At 39.6% G+C, this 13512-nt stretch carries 13 protein-coding genes; 5 read left to right on the forward strand and 8 right to left on the reverse strand.

Annotated elements, in window-relative coordinates:
- The first annotated feature begins 13 nt into the window (after positions 1 to 13).
- Genes AC1Q6O_RS06850 through AC1Q6O_RS06860 form a run of 3 tightly spaced genes read left to right on the forward strand, consistent with a single transcriptional unit; the run spans position 14 to position 3368 of the window.
- Entirely contained in the window at positions 14 to 1570 is a 1557-nt protein-coding gene (locus tag AC1Q6O_RS06850; RefSeq protein WP_096364098.1) for an ABC transporter substrate-binding protein, read from the forward strand.
- Positions 1571 to 1586: 16 nt separating this feature from the next.
- Positions 1587 to 2528 (forward strand): ABC transporter permease, encoded by a 942-nt coding sequence (locus AC1Q6O_RS06855; protein ID WP_036125000.1) that lies wholly within the window; start codon positions 1587 to 1589, stop codon positions 2526 to 2528.
- A gap of 12 nt (positions 2529 to 2540) precedes the next feature.
- Positions 2541 to 3368, forward strand: a complete 828-nt coding sequence (locus tag AC1Q6O_RS06860; protein ID WP_008180243.1) for an ABC transporter permease — start codon at positions 2541 to 2543, stop codon at positions 3366 to 3368.
- Here the strand turns inward: AC1Q6O_RS06860 and AC1Q6O_RS06865 are convergent.
- A complete protein-coding gene (locus AC1Q6O_RS06865) occupies positions 3357 to 4994 on the reverse strand; it encodes a PucR family transcriptional regulator (RefSeq protein WP_008180245.1) in 1638 nt (545 codons plus the stop codon). The genes AC1Q6O_RS06860 and AC1Q6O_RS06865 overlap by 12 nt on opposite strands.
- 144 nt (positions 4995 to 5138) lie before the next feature.
- On the opposite strand from AC1Q6O_RS06865, the gene AC1Q6O_RS06870 reads away from it, so the two are divergent.
- Positions 5139 to 6494 carry an aspartate aminotransferase family protein gene (locus AC1Q6O_RS06870; protein ID WP_043990711.1) on the forward strand — a complete coding sequence of 452 codons (1356 nt, stop codon included), beginning with the start codon at positions 5139 to 5141 and terminating at the stop codon, positions 6492 to 6494.
- Positions 6495 to 6534: 40 nt separating this feature from the next.
- On the opposite strand, the gene AC1Q6O_RS06875 is transcribed toward AC1Q6O_RS06870, so the two are convergent.
- Positions 6535 to 6987 carry a MarR family winged helix-turn-helix transcriptional regulator gene (locus tag AC1Q6O_RS06875; protein ID WP_008180249.1) on the reverse strand — a complete coding sequence of 151 codons (453 nt, stop codon included), beginning with the start codon at positions 6985 to 6987 and terminating at the stop codon, positions 6535 to 6537.
- Between the two features lie 125 nt (positions 6988 to 7112).
- Here AC1Q6O_RS06875 and AC1Q6O_RS06880 point away from each other — a divergent pair, with 125 nt between their 5' ends.
- The gene (locus AC1Q6O_RS06880; protein ID WP_043990712.1) at positions 7113 to 7544 is read left to right on the forward strand and encodes a GNAT family N-acetyltransferase; all 432 of its coding nucleotides are present in this window, start codon (positions 7113 to 7115) and stop codon (positions 7542 to 7544) included.
- A 211-nt stretch (positions 7545 to 7755) separates the two neighbouring features.
- Here the strand turns inward: AC1Q6O_RS06880 and AC1Q6O_RS06885 are convergent, their stop codons facing one another.
- The 6 genes from AC1Q6O_RS06885 to AC1Q6O_RS06910 form a co-directional block, all read right to left on the reverse strand.
- Entirely contained in the window at positions 7756 to 8145 is a 390-nt protein-coding gene (locus AC1Q6O_RS06885) for an RDD family protein (RefSeq protein WP_008180252.1), read from the reverse strand.
- A gap of 75 nt (positions 8146 to 8220) precedes the next feature.
- Positions 8221 to 9171 (reverse strand): carbohydrate kinase family protein, encoded by a 951-nt coding sequence (locus tag AC1Q6O_RS06890; protein WP_089985009.1) that lies wholly within the window; start codon positions 9169 to 9171, stop codon positions 8221 to 8223.
- On the reverse strand, positions 9171 to 10055 hold the full coding sequence (locus tag AC1Q6O_RS06895) for a DMT family transporter (RefSeq protein ID WP_025115015.1): 885 nt from the start codon (positions 10053 to 10055) through the stop codon (positions 9171 to 9173). Before AC1Q6O_RS06895 ends, AC1Q6O_RS06890 begins: the two co-directional genes overlap by 1 nt.
- 88 nt (positions 10056 to 10143) lie before the next feature.
- Positions 10144 to 11394, reverse strand: coding sequence for a glutamate-5-semialdehyde dehydrogenase (locus AC1Q6O_RS06900; protein ID WP_089985007.1), 1251 nt, complete (start codon positions 11392 to 11394; stop codon positions 10144 to 10146).
- 12 nt (positions 11395 to 11406) lie between these two features.
- Positions 11407 to 12501, reverse strand: a complete 1095-nt coding sequence (proB, locus tag AC1Q6O_RS06905) for a glutamate 5-kinase (protein ID WP_089985004.1) — start codon at positions 12499 to 12501, stop codon at positions 11407 to 11409.
- A 384-nt stretch (positions 12502 to 12885) separates the two neighbouring features.
- Positions 12886 to 13269, reverse strand: coding sequence for a sodium:proton antiporter (locus tag AC1Q6O_RS06910; RefSeq protein WP_089985002.1), 384 nt, complete (start codon positions 13267 to 13269; stop codon positions 12886 to 12888).
- Between the last annotated feature and the right edge of the window lie 243 nt (positions 13270 to 13512).

The raw sequence follows: 13512 nt of genomic DNA on the forward strand, positions 1-13512 counted from the left end.
AGGGGGAACGACAATGAATTTGAAAAACAGTGGGGTAATACTCTTAATGTTCATGATGGTTTTCATCATAAGTGCATGTTCTAGTGATGGAGAGAAAGTTTCAACGAGCTCTAATAGTCCTAATGGACAAACTACAGCAGATGTGCCGCAGGAAATTGTTGTGCGTGTAAATGATGATCCCGATTTTTTAGATCCACATAAGGCAACGGCATCCATTTCGTATCAAATGATTATGAATTTATTTGAAGGGCTAATGGCGCCAGAAACAAATGGTTCTTTAAAAGAAGGACTTGCAGAGAGCTATGAAGTTTCAGAGGATGGTTTAACGTATACTTTCAAAATTCGCCAAGGAGTGAAATTCCATAATGGTGATGACTTAACGATGGACGATATTCAATATTCCTTTGACCGTTTAATGGGGAAAAACGGTGGGGAAAAAATGTCCAATAACTTCGATAACGTGGCATCAACTGAGGCACCAGATGCCAGCACATTTGTGATTAAATTAAAGGAGCCTAATTCTAACTTCCTGTATTCATTAACGGCAAGACAATCAGCTATTATTCCTAAAAGTAATGATGGGAAGCATAATGAGAATCCAATCGGAACAGGTCCTTTTGCCTTTGTGAAATACGCGCCAGGGACAAATTTAGAACTTAAGAAAAATGATAACTACTGGCAGGAAGGCTTACCTTATTTGAATAAAGTTACGTTTACCTTCCAATCAGATGATCAAGCAGCGATTATGAGCTTGATGGCAAATGAGGTTGATCTAACAAGTGTACCATGGCATCGTGTGAGTGAGGTTGAAGGGGGCTACAATTTAACGCATCAAAATAATAACTCTTCTTTAATCATCACATTTAATGAAACAAAGGCTCCATTCGATAACGTAAAAGTTAGACAAGCTATTAACTACGCGATTAGTAAATCCGATATTATTGATTCGGTATTTGCGGGCTATGCTGTCCCACTTGGTTCTAATATGAGTCCAGCGATGGGCGATTTCCAAAAGAAGGGCTTAGAAAGTATGTATAAACGCGATATAGAAAAAGCGAAGGCATTATTGGCAGAGGCCGGTTATCCGGATGGGTTCAAAACAAAAATTACGGTATCTTCCCACAATGATATGTATTCGAATATTGCGCAAATTGCAGTTGCTAATTTGCAAGAGATTGGCATTGATGTAGAGATTGAGGTTGTGGAGTGGGGGATTTGGCTAGACCGTGTTTATTTTGGCCGTGACTATGAAATGACAACGATTGATTTAACAGGTCGTGCATCAGCCTACGAGGTGTTAAATGATTATATTTCTACAAATGATAGTGAAAACTTCTTCCTATTTAAAAATGACGAGTATGACAAAATTATGACGGATGTGCTAAAGGAAACAGACCAAGCCAAACAAATTGAGTACTATCATCGAGCACAGGAAATTTTAGCTGAGCAGGCTACTGCGGTTTATATTGCTGATTACCAAATTGTTTGGGGTGCTGACAAACAAGTGACGGGGCTTAAGAGCTATCCATTCTGGTTCCATGATATGTCAGAGGTTCAATTTTCAAACTAGGAAGGGATGAGTGCTCATGATGTATATTTTACGTCGAATCATCCTGTTAATAACAACCATCCTGCTAGTATCCATCATCACATTTGGTGTTTTTCAAATATTACCTGGAGATCCGGTGCGAACGATGTTAGGGACAGAAGCGGATCCCACACAAATTGAAAATTTACGATCTGAACTCGGCTTAGATCGTCCTCTTTATGAACAATATGTGGATTGGATGAAGGGCTTATTGACAGGTCAGCTAGGCGATTCCATTCGTTTTTCAATGCCTGTAAAAGATTTATTATTTGATCGACTTCCTGTCACTATGTCGTTGGCGGGGATAACCTTGCTCATTGTTTTATTCATTTCCTTACCTTTAGGGATGTTTGCGGCAAGAAGACAAAATAAAATAAGTGATGTGTCATTATCGACTGTGACACAAATTGGGATGGCTGTACCATCCTTTTGGCTAGGGATGATGCTTATTCTTTACGTTGGCTTACAGTTTAGCTTCTTTAAAATTAGTGGTTATATTCCATGGACACAAAGTGTTGCAGGGGCGCTCAGTACGCTCCTTCTCCCAGCCCTAACCATTGCGATACCACAAATTGCTGTGAACTTCCGATATGTGCGTACAGCTATTTTAGAGCAGGTTCAGCTCGACTATGTACGCACAATTCGCAGTAAAGGAATGTCTGAACACAATGTCATGTATAAGCATGTATTGAAAAATTCCATGATTCCGATTTTAACCGTATTTGGCCTAATTATGGCGGAAGTTGTAGCGGGGACAATTATTGTGGAGCAAGTATTTTCTTTGCCGGGTATTGGACAGCTTCTCATAACGGCTATTAGTAACCGTGATTTTCCACTTGTACAGGGGATTGTCATGTATATTACGGTTGCTGTAGTTATGATAAATTTTATTGTCGATATTTTATATTCTGTATTAGATCCTAGAATCCGATTACGTTAAGAGGTGGATACAATGAAACAGCTACAACGTTATACTAAAAAACTGAATTTATCCATTGGTCTCCTCGTCATTGTCGGCTTTTTGCTCGTCATGTTGGTCAGCTTTTTTTATACACCTCATGATGTCAACGCCATGAACATACCTGAGAAATTGCGTGGGCCAGGTGGTGCTTATCTTTTTGGGACAGATGAATTCGGGCGTGATATTTTTAGCCGAATTATGAAGGGGACACAAACTGCTTTCGCTGTTGGATTATTAACTGTAGGAATTGGGACGTTTTTTGGGATTACCATAGGTGGAATTGCAGGCTATGTTGGTGGCTGGATTGATGAAATATTTATGCGAACAATGGACGCTTTAATGGCATTTCCGGGCATTATTTTAGCGTTAATGCTAGTAGCTGTATTTGGCCCAGGGATTGTCAATACGGCCGTAGCATTGGGCATTATCGCCATTCCTGCTATTGCCCGAATTGCGCGAAGCGGCTTTGTCCAACAACGTGACTCGGAGTATGTATTGGCAGCGAAATTAATTGGCGTCAAGCCTCATAGCATCATGTTTCGTCATATTTTACCTAATATATCATCGCAAATTATTGTCGCGGCGACGGTCACATTCGCAACTGCCATGCTAGCAGAGGCAGCACTAAGCTATTTAGGGCTTGGTGTTCAGCCACCAAACCCTAGCTGGGGCAGAATGTTAAAAGATTCACAGGCTTATTTAATCGGTGCCCCTTGGTATACGTATGCGCCTGGAGGAGCCATTACGATTCTTGTTCTTGGTTTATATATGCTTAGTAATGCCTTACGTGATTTTATGGACCCGCGTTCAAAATCGTAATAAATCAGGTGCTGTTTTTTGCAAAAGCTCATAGGCCTTGACTGCGATTTCAATGTTTAGTCGATGTGGCGCTTGTAAAAAATCAGCACCGAATATACTTTCTAGTCGTTCAATTCGTTTATAGAGCGTTTGACGGACGATAAACAATTGCTCAGCCGTATCATTTTTAGCTCCATTGCAAGCTAAGTAAACAGCTAATGTTTGGAATAAATCATGACCATTTTTTTGATCCAGCAATAATAGTTCTTGTAAATAATCTTTCACAAATTGTAAGAGGGCGGTCTGCTCCTGCTGTAGTAATAACCGGAAGACACCTAAATCCTTATAATAAATGGAGCTAGTCAATTGATGATGCTGCATTTGGATAACCGATTTAGCCTCCTTATAGCCAAGATGGACACTTTCTATCGTTTGATAAACATTGCTAATCCCGCAAGTAAGGGTGAGCTGTTCAAAAAATTGCGATGCTTTTCTAGCAACAATTTGTGCTATCGCTTGATCGAAGGAATCTCGATTATCCTTCATATAATCTGCAGCAATATAGAAAGCTAAAATAATAATTTCATGCTGTCGTACTGAAACGGTAGGGAAGAATCCTAGCTTCTTTAAGATGGAGCGGACATACATGGCATTTTGTAATTGAATTTCCTGCCACTCTTCCTCTGGTACCACTTTGGCTTCGTCATGTAGATTGAACACGACGACACGGTAAAATAAATTACGACTTTCAATCGGTAAATAGCTTTGATAGTATTGGATATCGACAGGCTGGCCTTGAATTAACGCAAGAATAAATTCATCCTCACGGCTTTGCTGACGTTCCTGTAGCATGCGATTTCGCATTAAAATATGGGCAATCGACATCGTAGCACGTTCCAAGTTTAATAAGGTATAATCACTCGGTTTTGGCAGTCCAGAATGCATACATAAATAGCCCCAAACTTGCCCAAGGCCATTTACGGGGATAATGACAAAATGATCCTTGTCAATTGATAAAAGATGCAAGGGCTCCTGTAGTTCTAACTGCTGACAATGTTCTTCCATCATACGTAAGTACTTTTTGGCTTCGACTGGATAATAAAAGCTTTTGGTATCTTCAGAGACAAATAAAAATGGTGCCTCGGTATCTTGATGAAGGACTTGTAAAATTTTTAAAATACCATTTGGCATTAACGATAATTCCATAAATGTTTTGGAAAGGGTATCGAGCTGTGTAAGTGCCTGTTGATGTTGGTTAATTATGTACGTATGTAAATCTTGTGTAATATCGATAAAGCGTACTATTTCTTCAAAGACAATGATTGGGAAATGATGCGCATTCGCCATGGCAATCAGCTCGACGGGTACATGATCAAAATAGTCTCCAATTTCAATACAAAGCCCTGCTGCTTCATTCCGAATAAGGTTTTGTAAGTAGGCAATTTGTGTTTCGCGCTCTAACTGTAATCCGACACCGGTAGTTAAAATGAGCTCACCACCATTAATTAATGTATCAAAATCTTTAATTTCTAAAATATGTGTCCACTGAACTTGGCGTTCAAGGCCATGGTGTCCTGCTATAAGCTTCGCCGATTCAAAATATTTGCGCTTCAGGACATCACGTACGAGTAGAGGATGTTTCGACATAAATTAGCACCTGCCCTTCGAATGTACAATGTCTATTTTTTATTATGTTTGAGAAGTCAGAAAATTTCAACACGAATGAGCGTAATAGTAGAAATTGACGAAAGACAAAAAAGACATCTAGGATACACGATTGGAGGTCATGATATGGAACGAAGTGATCTGTTCACCCATACCTTACAGCAAAAAGATCGTGAAAACGTTTGGCACCATATGTCCATTTATAACGACCATACACCCGTCATTATTGAACAGGGAGAAGGTGCCTGGATAACAGACAGTTTAGGCAACCGATTTTTAGATGGCATGTCGGGCTTATGGGCGGTCAATGTAGGCTATGGACGTGAGCGACTTGCTAAGGTCGCTTATGAGCAATTAAAAAAACTATGCTATGCTCCTTTAACACAAAGTCATGAACCTGCTATTAGATTAGCTGAAAAAATCAACAGCTTATTAGAGGATGACTATATGATGTTTTATTCGAATAGTGGTTCTGATGCAAATGAAGTAGCGTTCAAGGTTATACGACAATACCATCAACAAAACGGGGAAGGGACCCGCTATAAAATGATTGCTCGTTATCGTGCCTACCATGGTAGCTCGCTTGGAGCTTTAGCTGCTACAGGCCAGGCATTACGTAAATATAAATATGAACCCTTAACACCAGGCTTCCTGCATGTTGCCCCACCCGATCCATATCGCCGTCCAAAAGGACAATCTATTGAAGCATATAATTTAGCAAGAGCACGTGACATCGAGGAAAAAATTATTTGGGAGCAAAAAGAAACAATTGCGGCAGTTATTATGGAGCCATTCATAACAGGTGGTGGTGTTTTAATTCCACAACCAACATATGTTCAAGAAGTAGAGCGCATTTGTAGAAAATATGGGGTATTACTCATTATCGATGAAGTTATTTGTGGTTTTGGGCGAACAGGCAAGCTATTTGGCCATCAGCATTTTGGTATTCGCCCAGATGTTATTACGATGGCAAAGGGACTCACTAGCGCCTATTTACCATTATCAATTACAGCAGTAAGAAAAGATATTTATGAAAAATTTAAAGCATCAGATGGCTATAGTCATTTTCGACATATTAATACGTTTGGTGGTAACCCAGCAGCCTGTGCAGTAGCATTAGAAAATATTAAGATCATTGAGGAAGAGGGACTTGTACAACGAGCAAAAGATTTGGGAATTCAACTACTCCATGACTTACAAGACTTATTAGAACTGCCCTATGTTGGTGATATTCGGGGACTTGGGTTGCTCGTTGGTATCGAGCTTGTTGAAGATAAAGTCTCACAAAAACCTGCTAAAGAAGAACGTGTGGCAAGCATCATAGCTGCTTGTAAAGCGAATGGCTTAATTATTGGGAAAAATGGCGATACAGTGGAGGGCTATAATAATATCATTACGTTAAGTCCACCACTTTGCTGTACCGATGAAGATCTTGATTTTATGGTAGCTGTTTTAAAAAGAGTATTTGCGACCCATGTCTAGTACAAGGCGATTCCAGATCAGGATAAATCAGGAATCGCCTTTAATAGTGTCGCTTCTGTCCTTTTTTTACAGCTTCCCAATCAATTTCAATATTTTGTAGGACGCGCGTGAGTAAATGGTGAATGCTAACGACTTCTTCGCTAGAAAAACCATCAAGTGCTCGTTCGTTGGAGTACTCGCCCTCCCGTTTTAAATATGGATAGATGTCTAAGCTCTTATTAGTTGGGAAAAGTAATTTATTTTTCTTATTTCCTTGATCACTTCTTTTTTCAATAAAGCCTTTTGTTTCTAATTTTTGAATGGCCCGAGAAGCGGTTGTGCGATCCACCTTCAATAGCTCTGCGACTTTTTCTTGAATGATCCCAGGATTTTCGCAAATTCGGATTACATATAAATATTGACCCTTCGTTAAATCCAATTCCTTAAATTCTATATTACTAATCGAGTCTAATGCCCGTGCGATCGCACCAATTTCACGTAAGATTTCTTTCATTTTCTATCCTCCTGAGATTTTTATTGTATTTGCAATAAAAATAGTTCTATACTAATAGTATCATCTTCAGGCGAAAAATGCATCTGGAGAAGAGGATGATTGAAGTGAAACTAGGAGGAGTATTCATGAGCATAAAAAAAGTAACAACTGAAGCAGACTTACAATTAGCATTTGATTTTAGACGAAAAGTTTTTATTGAAGAGCAACAAGTACCTGAGGTAGAAGAGTATGATGAATTTGATTCACTGCAAGCACCATGTGATCATATTCTTGTGTACTATAAGGAGCAGCCAGTAGGAACGGGTAGACTCCGTGTAGTCGAGGGCTATGGTAAATTGGAGCGTATTTGTATAGTAGAAGAGTTCCGTAAATTTGGTCTTGGCAAAGAAATCATTATTGGGTTAGAGCAAATTGCCCGCGATAATGGTCTGACAAAAGCTAAATTAAATGCTCAATCGTATGCAGAAGGTTTTTATGAAAAATTAGGCTATAAGCGTGAAGGGGAAGAGTTTATGGATTGCGGCATTCCCCATATTTTAATGAAGAAATATTGGTAAATGTGCTAGGGATTGAAAAGTTGGTAAAATGTCCACGTACTCTTTATTGAAGAAAGCATGAAGTTAATTGTCATTAAATAATACCTCCTCCTCTTGACCTTGGGAGGAGGTATTTTATTGTTAACCTATGAAAGTTGGATATGTGTTCGATGATCCATCATGCTCCATACGTCATTGTGTTGCTTATCTACCACTAATTTCAGCTATTCGTTTATTTTTCTTTCACAACCGTACCCGCAAAGCTGTCATGGGGAAGGCATTGACCTTGCTGTTGCTCGAAAGCTTGGCGATTTTTTAAATAGTGAAATGAACTGATTGTGTCACGATAAGCCATGCGTTTAATAATTTGACGGTCTGATAATGTATGACCCTCTTCATGTTCGAGTACTAGTCCCATAGCCTTGTAGCCAATGGTTTGTCCATTTTTACGAAGCTGTGCATACTCTAATGCCCATAACATGGCGGTCGGTGTAACGAGTGCATGAACCACCTCACTTTTCACTTTCTTTCGTAGAAAATACTCTACGCCTAATGTGACAGCTGTTGAAATAGCAGTATCCATTAAAAAAGCAAGGGCTCGTTTTTTTGTTATTGATTCCATGCAGGTCCTCCTTCCATTGATTTCTCACCAGTACATACGGAAAATAAGGATAAAAAGTTTCGAATGATGCTAGATTCATTCCAATAATTGTTCAGGATAAGAGGGGATTGCCCCGTGCTTCATTGTTGTGATTCCTGCATAGCGGTTTGCAAACGAAAGCAGGGATATCGCATGCTGTTCACAATAGGCCACCAAATGATCCACAGATAGTTGATGTTGCAGGAATTGACTTAATATCGCCCCAATAAAAGCGTCCCCAGCACCAGTCGTATCAACTGCTTGTACGTTCTCAGCATTGACCTTACTATGATATTTCTTTGTATATAATGTTGCGCCTTCTGCTCCATGTGTAATGATAATCGTCTCTAGATGTCCCTGAAATAATGTGTGCACAGCCGACATTTCATCTTCAACGGCTGTGAGAAATAACAGTTCTTCATTGGAGAGCTTTACAATATGGGCTTTTGGTAGAAAAGCTAGAATCGTTTCTCGACATACCGTCTCATCCTGCCATAAAGGCAAGCGGACATTCGGATCAAAGGAAACGATGCTGCCTGCTTGATGTGCCTGCTCAATAAAAGCTAAATGGGCAGACTTCATCGGACTTTCCACAAGATTAACAGAACAAAAATGAATGATATCTTTGTCTGTTAATAGTTGTGAGGGGAGATACTCTTGTTTATACAATAGATCTGCAGCATGACGTCGGTAAAATTGAAAATCACGCTCCCCAGTTTCAGAGAGTGCTACAAAAGCAAGGCTTGTTTCTCCCTCAGTCGTTTGACGAATATATTGTGTATCCACACCTGCTAGCTGCAAGGTCTTCTTCAGAAAATCACCAAACGCATCCTGCCCTACTTGTGTTAGGAGGGCAGCCTGTTGACCAAGCTTGGCACACACTGCTGCTACATTTGCAGGGGCTCCACCAGCATGCTTCGTAAAATGCTCAATAAGGGCTAGGTCACCATGCTGCTGGGTTGGCGTAAAATCTATTAATAATTCGCCAATTGTAAAGAGTTTGCCCATTAGGATACCTCCTGTGGTAGCCGTTTTTTCTTCGGTGTATAGATCGTATAGAAAATCCCGCCGAAGATGAATAGAATGCCCAAAGTTTGCATAAAGTTCGGCATAAAATCAAGCAGCAGCATATCGAGTAAAATCGCGACAACTGGGTCGACGAATACTAGTACGGAAACTAGAATGGTAGAAAGACTGCGGATACTATCAAAAAATAAATAATAAACAAATCCAGTATGAATAAATCCTGTGCCTAAAATATAGAACCAATTGGTTGTGGTTAAACCTTCAAAGAGTGAGAAATCGATGAAAGGCAGTAGCATCACAATGCCAACCGTTGTTTGTATATATGTTAAGGCGTAGGAGCTAAGGTTTGTAATGGTCTTGCTTGTTAGCATAGTAAGGGCATAAAACACCGCTGACAGTAAGGCCCAAACAAATCCTGATTGCATAAATTCAGAGAAAGATACAAAATTTTGAAGACCCATAATAAAAATACTACCGATAAAGCAAGTAATGGTTGCTACGAGTGCTCGAATGGTCATTTTTTCTTTTAAAAAGATAGCGCCTAAAATTAAAACAAAGATAGGGGCTAAATTATAGATAGAAATCGCAATTGAAATGGACATTTCCTCAAAGGCTTTAAATAAAAATACCCAATTTAGCACTAGGAAAACGCCACAAATAATCGTTTGAATAATTTCTTTCTTTTCCCATTTCTCCGTTTTATGTCCACCTGTGATGAGCCACAATACTCCTAGAAAGAGGGTTGCGCAAATACATCTAACAAAGACAAGCTCTGTTGCAGGAACTCCCGTATGAACGGTGAAAAAACCGATGGAGCCAAAAAGTGCCATCGATACGGTTAGTTTAATAATGGCTGAGATGTTCATACAAAACCTTCTTTCTATTTTTTATTTGTAAATGTGAAAATGAAAGCTAGTAGGGTAAATCCCTACCAGCATTTATCTTGCTATAGCATTATTCACGAATTTGCCCACTACCATATATAAAATATTTTGTAGAGGTGAGGGCAGGTAATCCCATTGGGCCACGCGCGTGTAGCTTTTGCGTACTAATACCAATTTCTGCTCCATAGCCAAATTCAAAACCATCCGTGAAGCGGGTAGAAGCGTTATGATAAACTGCCGCTGCATCAACGCTGTTTAAAAACGTTTCCGCCACTAATGGATCTTCCGTAATAATCGCTTCAGAATGATTGGTCCCAAAATGATGAATATGCTCAATGGCCTCGTAAACATTTTCAACTAATTTAACACTTATTTTTAAATCAAGGAACTCAGTCGCATAGTCATCCTCAGTCGCTAGAAGGGCTCCTGAAAATGCCTCGCATACTCGCTCGTCACCAATAATAGTAACACCTGCTTTATGGAGCGATGATAGAAGCTGCGTGCCATATGTTTTAAGCCATACTGGGTGAATTAATAAGCTTTCTGCAGCATTACAAACAGAGGGACGCTGTGTTTTTGCATTCAAACAAATTTTTTCTGCCTTTATGTAATCCGCCATTTCGTCCACATAAATATGACAGTTTCCTGCACCTGTTTCTAATACAGGGACAGAAGCTTCTCGGACGACTAAGTCTATAAGAGCCTTGCCGCCTCGAGGTATTAATACATCCAAGAACTCGTTTAAATGAAATAATTCTTTAGCTGTTTCTCGGCTCGTATCCTCGATTAGTTGGACAGCATCTGTCGGTAGAGACGTTTTTGCCAATGCACAACGAATACTTGCTACAAGGGCACTATTTGAAAACGTAGCAGATGAGCTCCCTCGTAAAATCACGGCATTGCCTGTTTTTAGGGACAGTGTCGCGGCATCCACCGTAACATTCGGTCTTGCTTCATAGATCATTCCTATGACCCCAAGTGGTACCATGCGCTTTTCGATGTGGAGACCATTATCTTTATCTATACGTTCGATGACTGTGCCAACTGGGTCTTTGAGAGAGACAAGTAAATGAATGGCATCGACCATCGCCATAATGCGTTCCTCATTGAGCATGATACGGTCCAATGTAGAAGCAGACATCCCTTGTTGTTCTCCATTGACAAGGTCTTTTGCATTTTCTGCAATGATGTCATGTTGGTCCATCAATAGCTGTTCGGCAATTTTAGTTAGAGCTTCATTTTTCTCACAAGTCGTTTTAATATTTAATATATAGCTAGCGGCTTTGGCACGTTGGCCTTTTTTTTGAATTTCACTTATCATGTTTAGACCTCCTTATTTAGTTTGAATTTTCAGCCATTTATCTCTATGAATAACCTCGATCGGGCATTTCGAAAATGCATTTGACCGTTTGCCCATAGCGGACATCAATTCTTGTGAGGAATACAGCACTTCACCACGTCCAAGTAGACCTTGTTCACTATACACTTCAACTACATCCCCATTGTTAAAATCACCTTCAACCTGATAAACACCAGCAGGTAACAAGCTTTTACCATTGACCATAAGTGCTTGTTCAGCACCACTATCTATAAAAATTTTACCAGAAACTTCCGTAAGTGCAATCCACTGTTTATGATTCTTTAACACGGCTAGGTCATCATGTCCAACATACGTGCCATCACCACGCCCTGCTAAAATATCAACAAGCTTTTGAGCGCCACTTCCTGTTCCAATAAAAACTTTAACTCCTGCCTGTAAAGCTGTGCGGGCAGCCAATAGCTTAGATGCCATGCCACCTGTACCCACCTTGGAACCTGTACCGTCTGCAAAGTTTAACAGGTCATCTGTAATGGATGTTAAGTAATCGATGCGTTCCGCCTGAGGGTTTTTGCTAGGGTTGGCGTTATATAAGCCATTAACATCTGTTAAAATGATGAGTTGATCTGCATGTACAAGTCCACTAACAAGCGCAGACAGCATATCATTGTCGCCAAAGGTTAACTCACTTATAGAAACGGTATCATTTTCATTAATAATAGGTAGCATCGAGCGTTCAAGCAATTCCTCGAAAGTAGCATAGGCATTTTTATAGCATTCCTTTTTAGAAAAATCGGTACGCGTCAGTAAAATTTGAGCAGGCATTATATCATAAATACTAAATAAGGCACTGTACGTTTGAATAAGCAAGCTTTGCCCAACTGCCGCCGCCGCCTGTTTGCCCTTTACCGTAACAGGACGAGCTGGGTAGCCAAGCTGTTTAAAGCCTGCTGCTACTGCACCTGATGATACAAGTAATACGTCATGTCCCTGGTTCTTCAACTCCGCGATTGCCTGAACATGATCCATTAAGCGAACTTTATCGATTTCGCCTTTTGCATTTGTTAAGGAGCTACTCCCAATCTTGATGACAATTCTCTTTTTTTCCACCAAACCACCTCCAATTGTCAAAATAAAAACCCTTTCATCCTAAAAAAATTAGGACGAAAAGGGTTGCTTTCCGTGGTACCACCTACATTGAATATCGTGCGACATTCCACTTTCCTCATAACGCTAGAGACTGCGCCTAGTTTAGCTAGGACGATAGACAAAGTAGGTTCATTAGTCTTACTTGCACAATGTCTTGCAGCCGATGGACATCGCTCTCTGCTCAAGCAGTTACTAATTACTGGTCTTTGTTCGTTTTTTCATCATAAATTTTTTCAACTATTGAGTAAAGGATGCACTACTTCCAAATGCCTGTCAAGATGATTGGGAAAATTACTTGAAAGTTTTGATAAATTAAGAAAAAAAGATAGAAAGGGCATGATATTTTTATTTAAACCACCAAATGGCGATGAAAAGGGGGAGCATTGCTAGCATAATCACAAAGAAGCTCCATAGTACTTGTTTTCCTGAGGACATGTTTTTTGGCTTTATGCTCATTTGTTCATAAAGCATGTTAATGGCACGCTGCTCTTTCGAATAAAGCATTGCTTGAAATTCTTCATAATCCTGAATATAGCTTGATGGGGGACGCGGACTAAAACGTAAATTTCTAATAGAGTCGGTAATATCTTTGTCATTCATCCAGTAGGTGATAACAGGAGCTAAGCCTGTATTTTGTGTAGCTTTTACTTGAATGTCATGGGACTTCATTTTATAGTAAACCTGACCGTGCTCATCTTCGTACTGTGAAACAATATCACTAACTGCCATCTAATAATCACCTCTTATTGAAGTTGTCTATTTTATGATGAGTTTCTTCTATTATAATGTAATAAAGGAGAAAAGTATTGCTTAAACGAGCATTAATTGTGAAACGGACATTCACGAAAAAATTTTAATAAAGTCATAAACTTACATCTAAAGTAAAGTAAGGCATGTAGTATAATGAAAATAGTTTGTTAAAAGTAGTGAAGGAAGGGCATTATTGGAGGTTCCAAGATGCATAGAGTCATT

This window comes from Lysinibacillus sp. GW823-FHT06C08, assembly GCF_058795135.1.